Source organism: Rhodanobacter thiooxydans (assembly GCF_021545845.1).
Classification (GTDB): domain Bacteria; phylum Pseudomonadota; class Gammaproteobacteria; order Xanthomonadales; family Rhodanobacteraceae; genus Rhodanobacter.
Window position 1 is genome coordinate 2,233,604 of the sequence record NZ_CP088923.1, and the last position, 16,635, is coordinate 2,250,238.

The 16,635-nt window shown below is 64.1% G+C and carries 23 protein-coding genes; 12 read left to right on the forward strand and 11 right to left on the reverse strand.

The window, feature by feature from the left end:
* Complete coding sequence (locus LRK53_RS09950) at positions 1-456, reverse strand: heavy metal-responsive transcriptional regulator (protein WP_081666542.1); 456 nt, start codon at positions 454-456, stop codon at positions 1-3.
* Positions 453-611, reverse strand: a complete 159-nt coding sequence (locus LRK53_RS09955) for a thioredoxin family protein (RefSeq protein ID WP_235642032.1) — start codon at positions 609-611, stop codon at positions 453-455. The genes LRK53_RS09950 and LRK53_RS09955 overlap by 4 nt, the downstream gene beginning before the upstream one ends.
* A gap of 449 nt (positions 612-1,060) precedes the next feature.
* On the opposite strand from LRK53_RS09955, the gene LRK53_RS09960 reads away from it, so the two are divergent.
* From LRK53_RS09960 to LRK53_RS09970, 3 genes are all read left to right on the forward strand, one after another.
* Positions 1,061-1,936 carry a transporter gene (locus tag LRK53_RS09960; RefSeq protein WP_037088998.1) on the forward strand — a complete coding sequence of 292 codons (876 nt, stop codon included), beginning with the start codon at positions 1,061-1,063 and terminating at the stop codon, positions 1,934-1,936.
* Between the two features lie 183 nt (positions 1,937-2,119).
* Complete coding sequence (locus LRK53_RS09965; protein WP_235642033.1) at positions 2,120-2,467, forward strand: heavy-metal-associated domain-containing protein; 348 nt, start codon at positions 2,120-2,122, stop codon at positions 2,465-2,467.
* Positions 2,464-3,459 carry an NHL repeat-containing protein gene (locus LRK53_RS09970; protein ID WP_051257493.1) on the forward strand — a complete coding sequence of 332 codons (996 nt, stop codon included), beginning with the start codon at positions 2,464-2,466 and terminating at the stop codon, positions 3,457-3,459. Before LRK53_RS09965 ends, LRK53_RS09970 begins: the two co-directional genes overlap by 4 nt.
* Before the next feature lie 111 nt (positions 3,460-3,570).
* Here the strand turns inward: LRK53_RS09970 and LRK53_RS09975 are convergent, their stop codons facing one another.
* From LRK53_RS09975 to LRK53_RS10010, 8 genes are all read right to left on the reverse strand, one after another.
* Positions 3,571-4,413, reverse strand: a complete 843-nt coding sequence (locus LRK53_RS09975; protein ID WP_027491741.1) for a sterol desaturase family protein — start codon at positions 4,411-4,413, stop codon at positions 3,571-3,573.
* A gap of 44 nt (positions 4,414-4,457) precedes the next feature.
* Entirely contained in the window at positions 4,458-4,703 is a 246-nt protein-coding gene (locus tag LRK53_RS09980) for a hypothetical protein (protein ID WP_027491742.1), read from the reverse strand.
* 204 nt (positions 4,704-4,907) lie between these two features.
* The gene (locus tag LRK53_RS09985) at positions 4,908-5,465 is read right to left on the reverse strand and encodes a peroxidase-related enzyme (protein WP_027491743.1); all 558 of its coding nucleotides are present in this window, start codon (positions 5,463-5,465) and stop codon (positions 4,908-4,910) included.
* On the reverse strand, positions 5,465-6,178 hold the full coding sequence (locus LRK53_RS09990; protein ID WP_027491744.1) for a haloacid dehalogenase type II: 714 nt from the start codon (positions 6,176-6,178) through the stop codon (positions 5,465-5,467). The genes LRK53_RS09985 and LRK53_RS09990 overlap by 1 nt, the downstream gene beginning before the upstream one ends.
* A gap of 33 nt (positions 6,179-6,211) precedes the next feature.
* Positions 6,212-6,649, reverse strand: coding sequence for a hypothetical protein (locus tag LRK53_RS09995; protein WP_027491745.1), 438 nt, complete (start codon positions 6,647-6,649; stop codon positions 6,212-6,214).
* 83 nt (positions 6,650-6,732) lie between these two features.
* Positions 6,733-7,053: an EthD family reductase gene (locus LRK53_RS10000; RefSeq protein ID WP_027491746.1), complete on the reverse strand. Its 321-nt coding sequence runs from the start codon at positions 7,051-7,053 to the stop codon at positions 6,733-6,735.
* Between the two features lie 355 nt (positions 7,054-7,408).
* A complete protein-coding gene (locus tag LRK53_RS10005) occupies positions 7,409-8,149 on the reverse strand; it encodes a cysteine hydrolase family protein (RefSeq protein ID WP_235642034.1) in 741 nt (246 codons plus the stop codon).
* Positions 8,150-8,231: 82 nt separating this feature from the next.
* Complete coding sequence (locus LRK53_RS10010; protein WP_027491748.1) at positions 8,232-8,789, reverse strand: carboxymuconolactone decarboxylase family protein; 558 nt, start codon at positions 8,787-8,789, stop codon at positions 8,232-8,234.
* A gap of 140 nt (positions 8,790-8,929) precedes the next feature.
* Between LRK53_RS10010 and LRK53_RS10015 the strand changes: the two genes are divergently transcribed.
* From LRK53_RS10015 to LRK53_RS10030, 4 genes are all read left to right on the forward strand, one after another.
* Positions 8,930-9,784, forward strand: coding sequence for an AraC family transcriptional regulator (locus LRK53_RS10015; protein WP_027491749.1), 855 nt, complete (start codon positions 8,930-8,932; stop codon positions 9,782-9,784).
* A gap of 312 nt (positions 9,785-10,096) precedes the next feature.
* Positions 10,097-10,633 (forward strand): CBS domain-containing protein, encoded by a 537-nt coding sequence (locus tag LRK53_RS10020; RefSeq protein ID WP_027491750.1) that lies wholly within the window; start codon positions 10,097-10,099, stop codon positions 10,631-10,633.
* 216 nt (positions 10,634-10,849) lie between these two features.
* Positions 10,850-11,272, forward strand: a complete 423-nt coding sequence (locus tag LRK53_RS10025) for a DUF427 domain-containing protein (protein WP_235642035.1) — start codon at positions 10,850-10,852, stop codon at positions 11,270-11,272.
* Complete coding sequence (locus LRK53_RS10030; protein WP_235642036.1) at positions 11,229-12,776, forward strand: patatin-like phospholipase family protein; 1,548 nt, start codon at positions 11,229-11,231, stop codon at positions 12,774-12,776. Before LRK53_RS10025 ends, LRK53_RS10030 begins: the two co-directional genes overlap by 44 nt.
* Before the next feature lie 106 nt (positions 12,777-12,882).
* Here LRK53_RS10030 and LRK53_RS10035 read toward each other — a convergent pair whose 3' ends face one another.
* The gene (locus LRK53_RS10035) at positions 12,883-13,305 is read right to left on the reverse strand and encodes a hypothetical protein (protein ID WP_027491752.1); all 423 of its coding nucleotides are present in this window, start codon (positions 13,303-13,305) and stop codon (positions 12,883-12,885) included.
* A gap of 248 nt (positions 13,306-13,553) precedes the next feature.
* On the opposite strand from LRK53_RS10035, the gene LRK53_RS10040 reads away from it, so the two are divergent.
* Genes LRK53_RS10040 through LRK53_RS10060 form a run of 5 tightly spaced genes read left to right on the forward strand, consistent with a single transcriptional unit; the run spans position 13,554 to position 16,629 of the window.
* The gene (locus LRK53_RS10040; RefSeq protein WP_027491753.1) at positions 13,554-13,850 is read left to right on the forward strand and encodes a BufA1 family periplasmic bufferin-type metallophore; all 297 of its coding nucleotides are present in this window, start codon (positions 13,554-13,556) and stop codon (positions 13,848-13,850) included.
* 9 nt (positions 13,851-13,859) lie between these two features.
* Positions 13,860-14,726, forward strand: a complete 867-nt coding sequence (gene bufB, locus LRK53_RS10045; RefSeq protein ID WP_027491754.1) for an MNIO family bufferin maturase — start codon at positions 13,860-13,862, stop codon at positions 14,724-14,726.
* Positions 14,701-15,486 (forward strand): HvfC/BufC N-terminal domain-containing protein, encoded by a 786-nt coding sequence (locus LRK53_RS10050; RefSeq protein WP_027491755.1) that lies wholly within the window; start codon positions 14,701-14,703, stop codon positions 15,484-15,486. The genes bufB and LRK53_RS10050 overlap by 26 nt, the downstream gene beginning before the upstream one ends.
* Positions 15,483-16,004: a DoxX family protein gene (locus LRK53_RS10055; RefSeq protein WP_027491756.1), complete on the forward strand. Its 522-nt coding sequence runs from the start codon at positions 15,483-15,485 to the stop codon at positions 16,002-16,004. Before LRK53_RS10050 ends, LRK53_RS10055 begins: the two co-directional genes overlap by 4 nt.
* 22 nt (positions 16,005-16,026) lie before the next feature.
* A complete protein-coding gene (locus LRK53_RS10060) occupies positions 16,027-16,629 on the forward strand; it encodes an RNA polymerase sigma factor (protein ID WP_235642037.1) in 603 nt (200 codons plus the stop codon).
* Positions 16,630-16,635 lie beyond the last annotated feature (6 nt).

Here is a 16,635-nt window from a genome sequence, read left to right on the forward strand (position 1 = left end):
TCACGAGCGCCTTCGGGTCAGGGCCGTTTTTCTCACACGGTCCGGGGCAGGTGGTGTCGTTTGATATGTGGATTCCATCTCCAGGATCGGGCAGGAACCGTCGACACGGGTGCACAGATTCAGCAGGAGGCGCAGTTCGTCGCGCAAATGGCGCAAGGTGCGCAGACGCTGGGTCACGGCATCGAGCTTGCCATGAGCCAGACGACGTGCTTCCGCGCGCGCCGTGGCCGGATGGTCGCGTAGTTCCAGAAGCTGTCGGATCTCGGCCAGCGAGAAGTCCATGGCCTGCGCGCGGGCGATGAAGCGCAGGCGTTCGAGGTCAGTTTCGGTGTAGGCGCGCCGTCCGCCGCCGTCGCGCAACACGCGGCGCATCAGTCCGATGCGTTCGTAATAGCGCAAGGTATCGACGCTCATGCCTGCCAACTGCGCGGCATCGCCGATCCGATAAGCGCTCACGTGTCGTTTCCTTGCCTGGCGATCCACGCACGAAGCTGCGCAAACGCGCGCGGGCCTTGCACCACCAGCCGACCGTCGATGACCAATGCGGGCAGGCGGACGATGCGTAATTTGGCGGCCGCTTCCAGATGCACGGTTGCGTCGATCCAGTGCACGGATTCACTGCGTTGGTCCGTTGCTTCCTCGACGCCACCGCAGGCGGTGCAGTAGGGATTGTAGTAAAGCTCGGCAGGCACGATGCAATGACAGTCGCGGAATAGCTTGACTTGGAGTTTGCTCCAGGTAATCAGCGATGTCCACGTGCTGGAGACGCTCCCATCTCACCGGCGATGGTTCCTTGCGTGGGTTGTGCAAGACCGGTTTCGTTCATTGCGAAAGGCATGCCAAGTGCAGGAAATCTCAACCGGAATGGCCATGCTCTTGACCTGGAGCGTGCTCCAGGTTTGAAACTCCCCGGCGACGCTCACGCGGTGCTGGATTGGACCGGGTGAGGCGAGCCCTCACCGGACCACGATTTTGCTGGGAACGAACCACCATGAAACCATGCAAAGCGAACCACTCAAACGCATCAACGGCAAAGCTTCGAGCGACATGGGTTGTGTTGATGACTGCTGCCGTCGGCGCATTCGGCAGCGCGCCCGCCGCTGCTGGGCCCATCACCTTCAATACGGCGTTGCCGGTCAGCCAGGGTGAGCTGCTGTTCCAGGAGACGATGATGTATCGCTTGCTCGACGATGGAACGGCACTACCCGATATGCGGGTGGCCGCCCGGGCCGGCATCAGCGTCCTGGCCTATGGCGTTACCGGCAAACTGACCGTGTTTGGAATGGTGCCGTTTCTGGACAAGACGCTGGATATGACCACGCCCATGGGAGCTGTCCATCGGGCCAACCATGGTCTGGGCGACAGCACTTTCTTCGTCCGCTATACGGTGTGGCAGAACAATATCGCTGGTGCGAGTTTTCGCGTGGCGCCGATCCTTGGCGCGGTGGCGCCGACCGGCCGCGACAGTTATCGGGATACTTATGGTGCGCAGCCGCGGATGTTCCAACCTGGTTCGGGCACGTGGGGTGTACTCGGAGGTGTCGTGGCCACCTGGCAGACGCTGAACTACGAGATCGATACGTCCCTGAGCTACCAAGGCAACGGCCGGCATGCCGGGTATTCGCCCGGCCATGTCAGCGAGTTCGACGCCTCGTTCCAGTACCGGCTGCTGCCGCGGAAACTTGGCAACGGCTTGCCGCACTTCCTTTATGGCGTGCTGGAAACGAACCTGATCCGGACCGGGCGCAACGTCATGAACGGCAGCCCTGTCGTGGCGTCCGGCGGCACCGAGTGGTTCATCGCACCCGGTCTGGAGTACGTCACGCCTCGTTGGGTCTTGCAAGGAGTTGTCCAGATTCCAGTGCAGCGCAATGTGCCCTTCGGCAGCTTGCGCGATCGTCGTATCTACAACGTTGCCCTGCGGTTCAATTTCTGAGAGGTTGTGAATTTTTCAACCTCTCAGACCGGCCATGGAGGGCCGGGCATGAAACAGTCACGCAAGTGACTGCTTCATGTGAGCGAGTCCGGGCGTGTACCGGACTCGCGACTGAAGAAAACCACAGGAAGTGGTTTTCTTCACAAGCTCTGAGCCGTGCGCGATTTTTCAAGGAGAACGCTTATGTTTCGTCCCATGGTCCACTTCCTGCGTCTGCTCGTCCTGTCGCTGGGCCTGATAGCTATCAGGCCGGTTTTCGCCAGCTCCACAGTTACGGTCCCCCCGCCTGCCAACGCCTACGTGCTGCGCGTGGACGGCTTGGCCTGTCCGTTCTGCGCTTACGGTATCGAAAAAGAATTCGCCAAGCAGCCGGGCGTGGAGAACACCGACGTGAACCTCAGCAATGGCGTGCTCATCGTGACGGTGAGTCCTGGAACCGCATTTACCGACGCGCAGCTGGCGCAAGTGGTGCACAAGGCCGGTTTTCAACTGAAAGCTGTAGTCAATCGTCCGGCTGGAGCCAAGCCGTGAAACGCACGCTGTACGGGTTGCTCGGCGTTGTGGCCGCCCTGTTGCTGATCGCTGGAACAGGCTGGCTGCTCTGGGTGCCCGGTTGCAAAGAGCCGCCCTACCGGCGGGTGATGATTTGGGGCGGTGCCGGATCGAAGCCGGGTCAATTCCAGGATCCGGTTGGCATTACGCTGGCCGAGGGCAGGGTTTTTGTTGCCGACTCGCGCAATCATCGCATCCAGGTCTTCGACCGCAACGGCCGGTTTCTTCGCGCCATCGATCATCCAGCCACCGGTGCTGCCGGGTTGGGTCGGCCCATGAACCTCACCGTGGCCAGCGGCAAACTGTATGTTGCGGACTACTGGAACGACGACATCAAGGTATTTTCGACCAGCGGCGCGTTGCTTGAGGTCATCGGCCACGGCGGTTCAGGACCAGGCGAGTTCAAGGCACCCTCGGGGGTTGCCGTGTTGCCCAACGGGAATCTCGTGGTGGCGGATTTCTACAACCAGCGTATCCAGGAGTTGCGTTCCAATGGCACGTTCGTGCGTCAGTGGGGCACCACCGGGAAGAAGGGCTATGTGTCCGCAGGCGCATTCAACTATCCCACCGACGTGACCACCGACAGGCGTGGCCATATCTATGTCACGGATGGCTACAACGATCGCATCCAGATGTTTGGCCCCGATGGGCGATTCCTCCGGATGTGGGGCGGTCCTATGGGGCTACACCTTCCTGCGTTCATCAATATCCTCGGCTCGCTCCATGGCTGGTTCAGGACGCCGACCGCCATTGCCATCGGCCCTGATGGCAATGTGTTTGTGGCCGACGAGGAAAACAACCGCATCCAGAAATTCAGCGCCAAGGGTCGCTTCTTGACCGCCTTCGGAACGCCCCATCGGATTCCGGGCTTCACCGAAACCGGGGTGGCGGTGGCAGAGGATGGCACGGTCTACGCTACCAATCTTGCGGACAACTCGGTCGAGGTGTGGAAGTCGGCATCATCCCGGTAAACCGATAGTGTGTTTGTGCCCTCTCATGAAAGGCGGCTACAAGCAAAGTCAGGGCTGCTCTGGACTCTGGCGCAGACAAGTACCGATCAAGGGACGCGCAGCCCGCCATGGTCAGACACCGGATGATGGGCGGCCGTCCTGGTCAGTGCGTTGGTCGACGCGAAACGGCTGCCACAGCATCCGATCCAGGCGCAGCTCGCGTGGGTCGCGGAACTGTTGGATGCCGATGGTCATGTTGAGGTGGCCGTCGCGTGGCTGCGCACGATAGGTGCCGAACAGGCGATCCCACCAGGGCAGGTTGAAGCCGAAGTTGGCGTTGGTCTCGTCCGGATGCCAGGAGTGATGCACGCGATGCATGTCCGGCGTGACGAGGATCCGGCGCAGCAGGCGGTCCAGCGGCATCGGCAGGCGGACATTGCCGTGGTTGAACATCGAAGTGGCGTTCAGCAGCACCTCGAAAACCAGCACGGCCGTCGCGGGTGAGCCCAAGGCCACGATGACGCCCAGCTTGATGCCCAGCGACAGCAGGATCTCCAGCGGATGGAAGCGTGCGCCGGTGGTCAGATCGAATTCGAGGTCGGTGTGATGCATCCGGTGCAGCCGCCACAAGACTGGCACCGCGTGGAACAACACGTGCTGCAGATAGATGGCTAGATCTAGCAGGAGTACCGATGCGCCAAGCGCCAGCCAGTTTGGTGCTTTCAGCACATGCAGCAGTCCCCACCCATGGGTCTCGGCGTACAACGCCACGCCGACGGCGGCGGTGGGGAAGAGCAGCCGCACCAGCACGCTGTTGAGCACGACGATGCCGAGATTGCCGGGCCAGCGCCGCCATCGACCGATCGTCTGGCGCCGCCGGGGCGCCAGCACTTCCCACAGCGCCATCATGGCGAAGATGCCGGTGAAGGCACCGAGCCGGATCGCGGGTTCGTGAGTGAGTATAAACGGGGCCATCGTCGGATGCCCTGGTCAGGAGGCCGGATCGATCGTCGAGGACATCACCCAGCCTTGTCCGATTCCGAACCGGCCTGGCGGGATATCAGTCCGAGATTGGCGACCGCGAACGGGGTCAGCAGATTCATGGCGATCTTGATCGCCAGCTGCGCGTTCCACGGTCCAGCCAGCAGCTGGCCACCGAGGTTGAACACGCTCAGCCACACACCCACCAGCAGCGCCACCATGCAGGTCCGTTTCAGATGGGGAGGGTGGAACACCACCCCCAGGATGTGACGCAACGTCAGCATGTCATGGTCTTTCCGGCAAGCCGGCATGGAACGGGAGCCGGCATCAGATCGTGAAGCGGGCGATGGCGTGCAGGGCGGGAACGCCGCATTATCCGCGCCGGAACCACCCGCGCAGGCAACCCTACCACTGAGCATGACGTCGCGTGGCAAGCACGGGGTGGCGTGTCTTGTCCGGCCCCGGGGCCGGTATGGACGGGAACCGCTTCATTCGTCGGCATAGCCGGTGATCTCTTCCGAGTCGGCTTCCACGCCAAGGCCCAGTGCGATGCGGTTGACGAAGTTGAAATAGGCGGTGACCAGGTTGATGCGCAGGATATCCCCGTCGGTGAGCCCTTCCGTGCGCAATGCCGTCACCTGCGCCTGGTCCATCGTCGACGGGGCGGCGGTGAGCTTTCGCGCGTACAGCAGCATCGCACGCAGCCGCAAGTCGGCGAGCTGGTCGGGTGCCGTGCGCACGGCGGCCAGCACGGCCGCATCCTTTTCATGGCGTTGCAGCGCCTCCAGATGATGCGCCACGCAATAGGTGCAACCGTTGGCGGTGGAGACCACCACCGCGATGGCCTCGCGCTCGCGCCGGCTCAATGGACCGGGGGAGAACATCAGGTGCAGGTACAGGTCGAGATGGTGCTGCAGGGCGTCCGGGTCGAGGCTGTGCACGCTGAGAATGCGCGCCACCTTGCCGCGTTGCTTCTTGATGGTGCCGTAGATGTCACGCAGCGGGCCGCGTGCCTCGCTGTCCGGGATTTCGCTGATCCAGCCCATCAATCGACTCCTCCCCGGATGTCGTTGATGCCGGCAACTGGCGCCGCTCCCACGACGTGCCGCAATGCCTGGACGAGGTCAGGTACGGCGGGGGCCGGGACCCACGGGTATTCCTGTGGGCGCCCGGTCCGGTTGATCCACAACGCCTGCCAGTTTGAGGAAGCCGCGCCGGCGACATCCCAGGCGTTGGATGAATGAAAGGCGATGGCCGATGGTGCGACGCCGAATGCGTCGGCCGCCGCCGCGTAGACGCGGACATCGGGCTTGAATACCTGCAGTTCGTGCACGGAATACACCATGTCGACGAGGTCGTCGAGATGCGCGGCGGCCAGCGCCGTCTGCAGCATCGAGCGGGTGGCGTTGGAAAACACGGCAACGCGCATCCCCGCCGCGCGGTATCCAGCCAGGGCGCGGGGCACCTCGTGGTAGGCGTCCAGCTCGCGGTAGGCGTCCAGCAGCGCCGAGCGCAGGGCGTCATCACGGCGGCCCGCTGCGGCCAGGGCGTAATCCAGTGCTTCTCCGGTTACCTGCCAGAAATCCGCGTAGCGCTGCATCAGGCTGCGGGTCCAGGTGTATTCAAGCTGCTTCTGTCGCCATCGCTCGGATATGTCTTCGGCCTCCGGGCCCATGCGATCGGCCAGCCGGGCTACCGCCGAGTGCACATCGAACAGGGTGCCGTAGGCGTCGAATACCGCGATTTCGGGGCGTGTCATGTGGCCGTGCCTCCTTCAGTTTGTCCAGGATGTTCAGGAATGGCCCGGGTTGCCGCGCGCGGCTTGTCTGCGGCCGTCGATCGTCATGGTGTCGGCATCGCGCAACAGATAGAGCGCCGCGCATCCGGCAAGCATGGGCCAGGCGGCGAAGAACATCAGATTGGTGCCTTCATAGGGGTGCGCGTATTGATGCCAGGCGGACAGTGTCGAGACGGCATGCAGGAGCAACACCGCGCCGTAGGTGTAACGCCGTGCGAGCCCGGCAACAAAGGCCAGCAGAAGTACCAGCTCCATGGCCCCGATCACGACGAAGGCACCCTGGCCGAGGCCGGTGACGGCGTAAAAATGGCTGAATACGCCAGCGCTGTGTTCGGGCCGGATGAATTTGTCCAGCGTCCACATCAGCATCACGAGAAAGATCGACAGGCGCAGTCCAAGCAGTGCCCAACCCAGCCGTTTTGATGAATTCATGGGATGGATCTCCGGGGAAGGCGAGGGCGACAGACTAACGGTCATCCTTTCGCCGAATGGATGCATTGACGACGCAAGGCCGGTCAGCCGCGCTCGACCATGACCTCGCTGGTCTGTATGACCGGCGTGATGTCCGTGAAATTGGGGAGGTCGGCCATGAGTTCGGCGGTGTGCGGTCCGAAACCGTTCTGGAAGGCTTCCACCGAGTCACAGAAAATATGGCTCACGCCGATATAGGTCGGTGCCGCCCCGGGGGCTCCGCCGGCCAGTCCCTTGTCGATCGAGTAGTACCGGCAGCTGTCGCCCATGCGTCGCTTCACAAGCGGCATGTGCGTGTCACGGTAGTACGCATGGTCGAACCGGGCTTCCGGGGCATGGGGGTACATCACACTGATCTTGATCATGATTTTCCTGCTCATGGTTGGGGGCGCACTTTGCGCGCGCCAGGGAATCTGTCGGTACGCCTTGCCTCCGTTCGAATGCAGGCGGGCCGGTCCTGCTTGTGTTCGATGCATTCGATCCGGGCGGGAATGGCACTTACTTAAGCCCCGTTCTCGCTGAGCGTAGCCCGCGCAGCGGGCGGAGTCGAAGCGCCGCCAGACCAGGGCCGCCCCATCGCCGGCGTGTCCTTCGACTTCGGCCTTCGGCCTACGCTCAGAGCCTGCCCCGGACTTGATCCGGGGACGAACGGGGCTTGAGTAAGCGCCATTCGGTCCGGGCGGCTCTTCCTTCCTGGAAGGGCCGCCCGGTCGAAGGGGGTTACCTGGTGGCGAGGATGGCGTCCTTCGCTTCCTGGGTGGTCACCACGTCATTTGCGATCATCTGGAAGTTCGTCAAAGCGGCGGCGTAGCCGTCGAGCCCCGGCAATTGCGCGGCAGCGGTGGCGTCCTTCACCACTTCGACTTCGAAACCCTGCTCCAGCAGTTCCCTCAGGTGGCTTTCGACACAGAGGTTGGCCGACATGCCGGCGAGTATCACCTTCGAAATGCCGTGCTTGCGAAGCTGCAGCGCCAGATCGTTCGTCTGTGGGCCATAGACCTTGTGCGGACTGGTGACGATGGTCTTGCCGTCATTGATGTACTTCTTGTACTGCGGCATCCAGTCGGCGCCGGAGTTCTCGAACCCGTCGAGGCTCAGGGGTCCCTTGCGGTCGAACATGCCGATCTTGTGCATCGCCACTTCAAGCGGGCCGCCGAACTTCCAGCCGTGGTCCCACGGATAGTAGTAGTGGGGCGAAATGACGACCTGCATGTTGCTGTCCTTCGCTGCCTTGAACAAGGTGTCGAGGTTTTCAACGGTGTGGTTGGCCACGACGCTCTTGCCGACCAGCCCCCAGGTCACGCCCTTGGGGCTGAGAAAGTCGACCTGCGGGTCAATCACGACCAGCGCGGTGTTGGCGTGGTCGACCTGCATGGTGGTCTTGGGAAGTTGTGCATGGGCGGGGCCGGCTGCGAAACCGATACCCACGGATGCCGCAAGAAGTGCGAGAGTCTTTTGCATGCAATGCATGAACCTGATGTCCTGATGATGGGGGGTATGTTGCGGGCCGGATGCTTCAGTCCCTGCGACCCTGCCGAAAACGTCATGCCTGGCGCTTCCATGCCTCGCTGGCGAACTGCTCGTTGGTCTGGGTTTCGGTCAGGTGGTTGGTGTAGTTGCTGAGCGTCTTCATCGTCACGCCCAGCACGACTTCCAGCGCCTGCTGGTGGGTAAATCCGGCCTTGAGGAAGGCCTGCAGCGGCGCTCCGGCCACCTCGCCACGCTCCTTCACCATGCGGCGGGTGAACGTGGCCAGGGCTTCCAGCCGGGCGTCGGGCAGGGTGGTGCCGCTGCGCAACGCGTCGACGACGGCATCGGGAGCCTTGGCCACCTTGCGGGCGATCAGTGAATGGGCGGCGACGCAGAACTCACAATTGTTTTCCACGCTGGCGGCCAGCAGTACCACCTGGCGTTCCACCGGGTTGAACGAAGTTTTGTCGAACTGGGCGGAAAGGCCGAAGTAGGCTTCCAGCGCTGCCGGCGCGTTGGCGAGGTTGGCATACAGGTTGGGCACGAAGCCCGTCTTGTCGCGTGCGCCCCGCAGCAGTGGGCGTGCTGCTTCCGGGGCGGAGTCGGGGGTCTGCAAGGTGAATTCGCTCATGGTTCATACTCCATTGATGGGTTGATGGATGGCCGGTCGAATGGTAAAGCGGCCATGGGCATACTGTGGCCCTAGACCGCCCGCGCAACCATGTCTGCAACGCGCGCATGCTTGTCTCCGCGTCTTGATCGGGAGCCTTCGTGGACGAACTGAGTGAATTGATGCGGCACCTCCGCCTGCAGACGCGTGTGTTCCATCGGACCACGCATTGCGGGCAGTGGGTGGTCGATGGTGAATACGAGCGCAAGGCGATGTTCCACCTGGTGGCCACCGGCCGCTGCGTGATGCGGTATGACGGCCATGCCGGCGACATCCTGCTCCGGGCCGGCGACGCGGTACTGTTCAACCGCCCGGTGGACCATTGCCTGATCGCGTCGCTGGGCGCCGATGGCGACGTTCCCACGCTGCTGCTGTGCGGCTACTTCGAGTTCGACTCGCCGTTGTCGGAAGTGCTGCTGGCTTCGCTGCCGGCGCAGCTGCTGCTTCGGCACGATCCGCAGCCGGGCGGCGGGGACTCCGGCGCGCCGGCGGCCCTGCTGCAATTGATCGTCGCCGAAGCCGAGTCGAACGGTCCCGGCGCCATGGCGTTGATGGACAAGCTTTCCGATGCGCTGTTCATGTATGCGCTGCGCCAATGCCTGGCCGCCGGCACGGTCGCGCAGGGGCTGCTGACCGCGATTTTCGACCCGCATCTCGGCCCGGCGTTGCTGGCCATCCATCAGGATCCGCAGCAGCCCTGGACGGTGGCGATGCTCGCCGACCGGGTGCATCTGTCGCGGGCGGCGTTCGCCCGGCGATTTGCCCATTCGACCGGAGCCACCCCGATGGGGTACGTCACCGGCCTGCGCATGCAGCAGGCGAAGTCGGCGCTGGCCGAGCGCGGCGTCAGCGTGGCCGAAGCGGCGGTGATCGCCGGCTATGCGACGGAGGCAGCCTTCAGCCGCGCCTTCAAGCGCCTCCATGGATACTCGCCGGGTGTTTCGCGATCGCGTTGAAACCTTGCCGAATCCTTTTGGTGGTTCGGCAGCTCTATCGGGTGAGGGCGTCGCGCGGCAGCGGGAAGTTCATGGTCATTGCCCCGCGTTCCTGACCATGGATTTCGAGCCTATCCGAACTGCCGCGCGCGTCTTCACCCCTCACGGGCCGTTGATCTCCGAAGCTGCGCATACCATTGACGCAGGTTGGTTCTGCACTACGGTCCCCGTGGGTTTCGACCCCACCGAGTCGAGGTGATCCCCATGCCGTTTCGCTCAGTCGTTACCCATCTCAGCCGCCTTCCCACGTTTGTACGTAGGCACCCCCATCTCGTGGAATCCTCGCTGAAAGACGAGGATCCCGCGCTGGCGGTCATGGTGGATTTCCATCGAGTCTGTCCGGTGACGGTCGAGCCCGAGCGAAGCATCGATGAGGCACTCCAGCGCATGATCGATGCACGTGTGCGTACGCTGCTGGTGCTGGTGAAGGAAAGCATGCTCGGGCTGATCACAGCCTACGACATCCAGGGGCAGAAGCCGCTGCAGTTCCTGCGCGGTTCGAACTGTACCCATCCGAAATGCCGGCACGAGGATATCGAGGTGGCCGATATTATGACCGCCGTGGAGAGCTTGCCGACCCTGCGGGTCGAGGACATCCGCAAAGCGCGGACAGGCGACATCCTGGAAACCTTTCGTGAAACCAGACAGACCCATCTCCTGATCACCGAGCGCCAGGACGATGAACGCGACGAGATACGCGGATTGATCTCGCGCACCGAGATCGAACGGCGCCTCGGCATCTCGCCGGTGCTCGCTTCCATGGTCCGGACCGAGATGGAAACATCCATGTTTCCGCGGCTCCCGGTATGAGCCGACATCGCATGCCGCAGCCGGTCATCGAGGTTGTACCGGCACCGGGAAAATTCGTCGAGCTGGTGGCGGACATCGTGTTGCCTGTGTCGCGATGAAACGTGGATAGCCGGCCCAAGCCGTTGCTGCTACGGCCCTGTCATGAAGCGTGACCCTGATGAATCCTTCGACCGGGGAGGCGCATCTATCGGGCGTGTACGTGTGGAGACATGACCAGTGATCGCTCCGGGAGTCGGATGCATCCTCGGCGATGTGCGGGCCGATCATCGCACCCTGATCGCGAATGAGCCGGCCCGCGCGGGCGGCAGTGGCATCGGTTCGATTTCTTTTCCGACAAACCGCAACGAGGAGAGACCCATGCGCGCCATGTGGCAAGGCATTGTGATCGCCGAAAGCGATCACACGATCGTGATCGAGGGCAATCACTATTTTCCGCCAGAATCGCTCAGGCGCGAGCACCTGCGCGACAGCACCCGGCATTCGATGTGTCCATGGAAGGGCACGGCCAGCTATTTCGATGTAGTGGTCAACGACGAGGTCAATCCCGCCGCGGCGTGGTACTACCCGGAACCCAAGCCGGAAGCGGCGGAAATCCGTGGGCACGTCGCGTTCTGGCACGGTGTCATGGTTCGCCCCTGAAAGCCATCCGGGCCGGGGACGAACCATGCCCACCGCAACGCAGGACAAGGCCGTGACGCCTGCGTCCCGTCGTCTGCCGCGCAGCTGGCCATGCCTGCTGCTTGGCCTCGCGCTGTGCGCGCTTGCCGGTTGCGCCACGCGGACCTGGAATACCCGGATCAAGCCGGCCGGGGTGGAGGATCGCTACGAATTCAAGACGCGATTCCCGCACGCTCCCCGCGATACCTTCGTCGTGCTGGCGTTTTCCGGCGGAGGCACCCGCGCGGCTGCCTTCAGTTACGGTGTGCTGGAAAAGCTGCGCGACACCGAAGTCCCGTCGGGCGGCCAGCCGACGCGATTGCTTGATCTGGTCGACGTGGTCACCTCGGTTTCCGGCGGCAGCTACACCGCGGCGTACTACGGCCTGTTCGGCGACCGCATTTTCGGTGACTTCCGGACCCGCTTCCTCTATCGCGACTGGCAAGGCGAGCTGCTGGGCCTGCTGGGGCGCCCGGATCATCTGTTGTCGATTGCCGGTCGCCACTACAACCGCAGCGATCTGGTCGCCGCCTATCTCGACCGGACGTTGCTGGAGGGCAAAACATTCGCCGACATGTCGCCGGCGGGCCTGCCGATGGTCATTCTCAACGCCAGTGACCTGAACAACGCCACCACGTTTTCCTTCATCCAGCAGCAGTTCGATTTTCTCTGCTCGGATCTGTCGACCTATCCGGTGGCCAACGCGGTGATGGCATCGGCTGCCGTGCCGGGGCTGTTCGCGCCGATCGCACTGCGCAACTATCCCGATTGCCCGCAACGACACCAGCCGTGGGTGGCGCAGTCGCTGGCGCACGATGACCTGCTGTCACGCCGCCATGCCGTGGCGCTCGCATTGTCACGTTATGACGACCCGGAACGGATGCCGGTCCTGCGCCTGGTCGACGGCGGCATCACCGACAACCTCGGCGTACGCGGTTCGATGATGAGTCCGGTGGCGCAGTACGGCAACGTGCCGGACATGGCCGGTGCCTTCACCCCGGAACAGCTACGCCGTGTGCGGCATGTGCTGGTCATCGTCGCCAATGCCCAGGTCTATGCGCCCTACCCATGGTCCGAACGGGGGCGCGCTCCGGGAACGATCGATATCTTGCGCGCCTCGTTCGACGCTTCACTGGGCATACTCAACAACGAGACCGCGGCGCTGGCGAAAAACGGCTTCCTGATGTGGGCACGCCACGTCAATGCGCTGCGTCCGGCGGGAGACCCCACGGTGGACGTGAACTTTGCCGTGCTGACCTTCGGCCAGATCAAGGACGGTGCCGAACGGCAGCGATTCAATGCGATGCCGACGGCATTTCACCTGCGCCGCGATCAGGTCGATGCGCTGCGTGCGCTGGCCGGGCGCTTGCTGACTCAGGCGCCGGAGTTTCAGAGCTTCCTGCGCGAGCTGCGCGATGAGCAGTCTGCCCTGGTGGATCCACATGCCACGACTGCTGCAGAGCCGGCTGGGGTTGGACGGCGATGATCCTGCCGGCGATTGAATGCGCGTCCACCCATGGATGGCGGGAAGCCAGCTCGCATCGGTCGTCAGTGGCGGTACGAGGCTGATGTCGTTCCCCGCCACGGCAGACTCAGGCTGCAGTTCCGGGTACGTCGCGCCGTCCTCGCAACCAGCGCCACGAGTCGAGCGCGTCGAACGCCAGCGAGATGCCGTTGACGAGCAACAATGCGATCGCGAGCGCCATTTCGGCCGTTGACGGCGGCAGATTGCCGGCGGCACCGGATAGGCGCAGAGCCAACGCGATTTCCAGCGGAATCCAGGCCAACAGGTGCGGCAGCGACATCGCCCGGCTCATGCCGCCGGCGAACCACATGATCGGCAGGTTGGTAGCCACCACAAAGAGGGCGGCCGCGGTGCCTGCACGGCCGCTCCAGGTGTCCAGCAGAAGGAACGGCAACACGTTGACCGGTATCAGCACGAAGCCCACCCAGACCTGTACCCAGCGGGGCAGGCTGCGATACGAGCGCCAGATTTTTGCCGACCTGTGATTCATTCGTGCAGCTTGACGCCATCGAGGGCCACGTTGCAATCGGTACGCAGCGGCCGCAGGTCAGCGTCCGCACCAGTCCGTTGCCTGCCGACGGATGCTGTTGCCGTGGCGACGCAGTCGACACCCGCCGCCTTGCTGCCTCATCGGCTTGATGGGTCGCCTGCAGCACACCCGTATGGTGAATCCTTTGGCCTCCCGGGCGGCTCTATGAGGTGCCGGACGCCCCGGCTCACCTTATGGAGATATCCATCATGAACTACGACAACCTGCTCAAGGTCGCTCTGGCCGGCGCGCTGACCCTCGGCGTGGCGTCGGTCGCCACCGCCAGCCCGGCGCCGAACGGCGCGAACGACATGAAGAGCGGCAAGATGGCGATGGTCAAGTGCTACGGCATCAACGCGGCGCACAAGAACGACTGCAAGTCGCCGGGGCATTCGTGCGCCGGCCAGGACAGCAAGGCACGCGACGCTAATGCATTCGTGGCCGTGCCGGCCGGCCTGTGCGAGAAGATCGACGGCGGTTCCACCACCCCGGCGGACAAGGCCTGAGCCAAGGCCATGAGCTGCCTGCTGCCACAGGCGCAGCGCCCGATCCCTGCAGAGGCCGGGATCGGCTTGCGTGCGCCGCACATCGCCCGGGTACTGCAGGAGCGGCCACCGGTGCCGTGGTTCGAAGTGCATAGCGAGAACTATTTCGCCGCCGGCGGTCCGATGCATGCGGCGCTGGAGCGTATCCGCGCGGACTATCCCCTGAGTCTGCACGGCGTCGGCCTGTCGCTGGGTTCGTCCGACGCGCTCGACGTCGCACATCTGGCCAGCCTGCGGCGGCTGGTCGACCGCTATCAGCCCGCGCTCGTCTCGGACCACATCTGCTGGGCTGCGATCGGCGGCGTCCACCTGAATGACCTGCTACCCTTGCCGTATACGAGGGAAGCGCTGGACCTGATGGTCTCGCGCGTGCAGCAGGTGCAGGACGCGCTGGGGCGCGAGTTCCTGGTCGAGAACGTCTCGAGCTATCTCAGCTTCCGCCACGCCGACATGCCGGAGTCGGCCTTCGTCGCCGAGCTGGTACGCCGCAGCGGCTGCGGCCTGCTGTTGGACGTGAACAATGTTTACGTCAACAGCGTCAATCACGGTTTCGACCCGGGCGAGTACCTGCGCGCCATGCCGCATGCCTCGGTGCGCGAGATCCATCTGGCCGGGTTTCTGCGCAAAGACCGGTTGCCGGTGCCACTGCTGATCGACAGCCACAGCCGTCCCGTCGCCGACGAGGTATGGGCGCTCTATCGCGAGGCGCTGGAATTGTGCGGACCGCAGCCGACCCTGATCGAATGGGACCAGGACATTCCCGAACTGGAGGTGCTGCTGGCCGAAGCCGCCCGTGCCGAGGAGGCGCTGCATGCCTGCCGCACCGCGATTGCATGAACTGCAGCAAGGCTTTGCCGCGGCCGTGCTGGGCCGCGGCGACGACGTGGCGGCATGGGTCGACGGCGCCGGGCTGGATCCGGCGGCACGGCTGCGCATCTACCGCAACGCGGTGGCCGCGACCCTCAAGGCGGCCCTGCACGACACTTTCCCCACCGTGCATGCGCTGGTGGGCGAGGATTTCTTCGAGGCGATGGCGGCGCGTTACCAGCAGCAGCATCCCTCGACCTGCGGCAACCTGCAGTCCTTCGGCGGCGCGCTGCCCGGGTTCATCGAGGCGATGCCGCAGGCCCGCTCGCTGGGCTATCTGGCGGACATCGCGAGGCTGGACTGGTTGCGCCAGCTGACCGTGCTGGCGCCGGATGCGACGCCTGCCGACGCCCGGGCCGCCGCCGACGCGGCTGCGGTGGAACCGCACCGGCTGCACCTGCGCCTGCATCCGAGCCTGCATCGGCTGCACAGCCGCTGGGCTGTGCTCACGCTGTGGCAGTGGTGCCAGTCGCCCGTCGGGCCCGCTCCGCGTCCCGATCGAGGTGGCGAGAATGTCCTGCTATGGCGTGACGGCGGCGAGGTGGCCATGGCCGCGGTCGACCCCGCCACGTTCCGCTGCATCGAGGTGCTGGCCGCGGGCGGCGACGTGGCTGCGGCCCATCGGGCGGCCGCGGACCTGGATGCCGCTTTCGATCTTCAACCCTGCCTGCGGGACCTGCTCGTGCAGGGCCTGGTCGTGGCGTTCAACAACCAAGAGGGCTGCACATGAACAAGCTGCTGTGGCGCACGAGTGGTTATTACCGGCAACTGGCGGAGGCGCTGTCGAGCCTGGGGCCGGTGGTGCTGTTGCTGTTCCGGGTGTGGGTGGCACTGGCGTTCTGGCGCGCCGGCGTGGTGAAGCTCGACGACCCGGCGGGTACGTCCTACCTGTTCAACAACGAATACCACGTACCCCTGCTGTCCGGCGACGCCGCGGCGTTTCTCGGCACCTGGATCGAGCTGGTCGCGCCGTGGTTCCTCCTGCTGGGGCTGGGCGGACGGCTGACCGCGGGGTTCCTGTTCATCTACAACATCATGGCCGTCGTTTCCTACCCGGATCTGTGGCCGCACGGTTTCTGGGCCGGCCTGGTCGGCAACGATTTCAGCGACCACAAGGTCTGGGCGATGATGCTGCTGGCGGTGATCGCCTGGGGTCCTGGCCCGTTCTCGCTCGATCGTATCCTCGAACGACTCCGGCCCGCGGCGCGGCGCGGCGACGGCGCGGATACCGCGGTACGGGCAGGGTAGCCGGCCGTGCCGGTCAATCCGCTTGAATCCTTTGATGAGCTGGTGTCCTCTATGGGGTGAGAGAACAGGAATCTCCACCGTTTGCACCATCGAGCAACCATGCAAAGGTTCACCCATGCGACATGACCCGATCCTCCTGGAATCCGCGCGGCAGGGCGATCTCGCCGCCGTCGAACGGCTGCTGACCGCCTGCCGGCCGGACCTGCGGCGCATCGCCCAATCGCAATGCGCCAGCAGCGTGGACCCGGACGATGCGGTGCAGGAATCGTTGCTGCTGATCTACCGCCGGCTCGGCACGCTGCGCACGATCGCTTCGTTTCCTGCCTGGGCCTTCTCGATCGTGCGCCACGAATGCCACCGCCTGCTGCGCGCGATGCGCGGGCAGGTGGCATTGCCGGAGCCGGATCACGCCATCTTCGTCTATGTCGAGCGTCCCGATCTGCGCTCGGACCTGGCTGCCGCCATCCAGTCGCTGCCGGAAAAATACCGGGAGGCGATCATCCTTCGCGATTTCGAGGAGTACTCGATCAGCGAGATCGCCGGCCAGCTCATGCTGACGCGGGAGGCGGTCAAGAGCCGCATCCATCGTGGCCGCCAGATGGTCCAGGAATATCTCAGGGACTGAGCGCCG

Excerpts from the sequence above, each read along its gene's own strand:
- LRK53_RS10055 (WP_027491756.1), top strand. The coding sequence starts at position 15,483 with ATGAACAAGCTGCTGTGGCGCACGAGTGGTTATTACCGGCAACTGGCG.
- bufB (WP_027491754.1), top strand. The coding sequence starts at position 13,860 with ATGAGCTGCCTGCTGCCACAGGCGCAGCGCCCGATCCCTGCAGAGGCC.
- LRK53_RS09960 (WP_037088998.1), top strand. The coding sequence starts at position 1,061 with ATGACTGCTGCCGTCGGCGCATTCGGCAGCGCGCCCGCCGCTGCTGGG.
- LRK53_RS10050 (WP_027491755.1), top strand. The coding sequence starts at position 14,701 with ATGCCTGCCGCACCGCGATTGCATGAACTGCAGCAAGGCTTTGCCGCG.
- LRK53_RS09985 (WP_027491743.1), bottom strand. The coding sequence starts at position 5,465 with ATGGGCTGGATCAGCGAAATCCCGGACAGCGAGGCACGCGGCCCGCTG.
- LRK53_RS09975 (WP_027491741.1), bottom strand. The coding sequence starts at position 4,413 with ATGGCCCCGTTTATACTCACTCACGAACCCGCGATCCGGCTCGGTGCC.
- LRK53_RS09995 (WP_027491745.1), bottom strand. The coding sequence starts at position 6,649 with ATGAATTCATCAAAACGGCTGGGTTGGGCACTGCTTGGACTGCGCCTG.
- LRK53_RS09990 (WP_027491744.1), bottom strand. The coding sequence starts at position 6,178 with ATGACACGCCCCGAAATCGCGGTATTCGACGCCTACGGCACCCTGTTC.
- LRK53_RS10035 (WP_027491752.1), bottom strand. The coding sequence starts at position 13,305 with ATGAATCACAGGTCGGCAAAAATCTGGCGCTCGTATCGCAGCCTGCCC.
- LRK53_RS10010 (WP_027491748.1), bottom strand. The coding sequence starts at position 8,789 with ATGAGCGAATTCACCTTGCAGACCCCCGACTCCGCCCCGGAAGCAGCA.
- LRK53_RS10000 (WP_027491746.1), bottom strand. The coding sequence starts at position 7,053 with ATGATCAAGATCAGTGTGATGTACCCCCATGCCCCGGAAGCCCGGTTC.
- LRK53_RS09965 (WP_235642033.1), top strand. The coding sequence starts at position 2,120 with ATGTTTCGTCCCATGGTCCACTTCCTGCGTCTGCTCGTCCTGTCGCTG.
- LRK53_RS09980 (WP_027491742.1), bottom strand. The coding sequence starts at position 4,703 with ATGCTGACGTTGCGTCACATCCTGGGGGTGGTGTTCCACCCTCCCCAT.
- LRK53_RS10005 (WP_235642034.1), bottom strand. The coding sequence starts at position 8,149 with ATGCAAAAGACTCTCGCACTTCTTGCGGCATCCGTGGGTATCGGTTTC.
- LRK53_RS10040 (WP_027491753.1), top strand. The coding sequence starts at position 13,554 with ATGAACTACGACAACCTGCTCAAGGTCGCTCTGGCCGGCGCGCTGACC.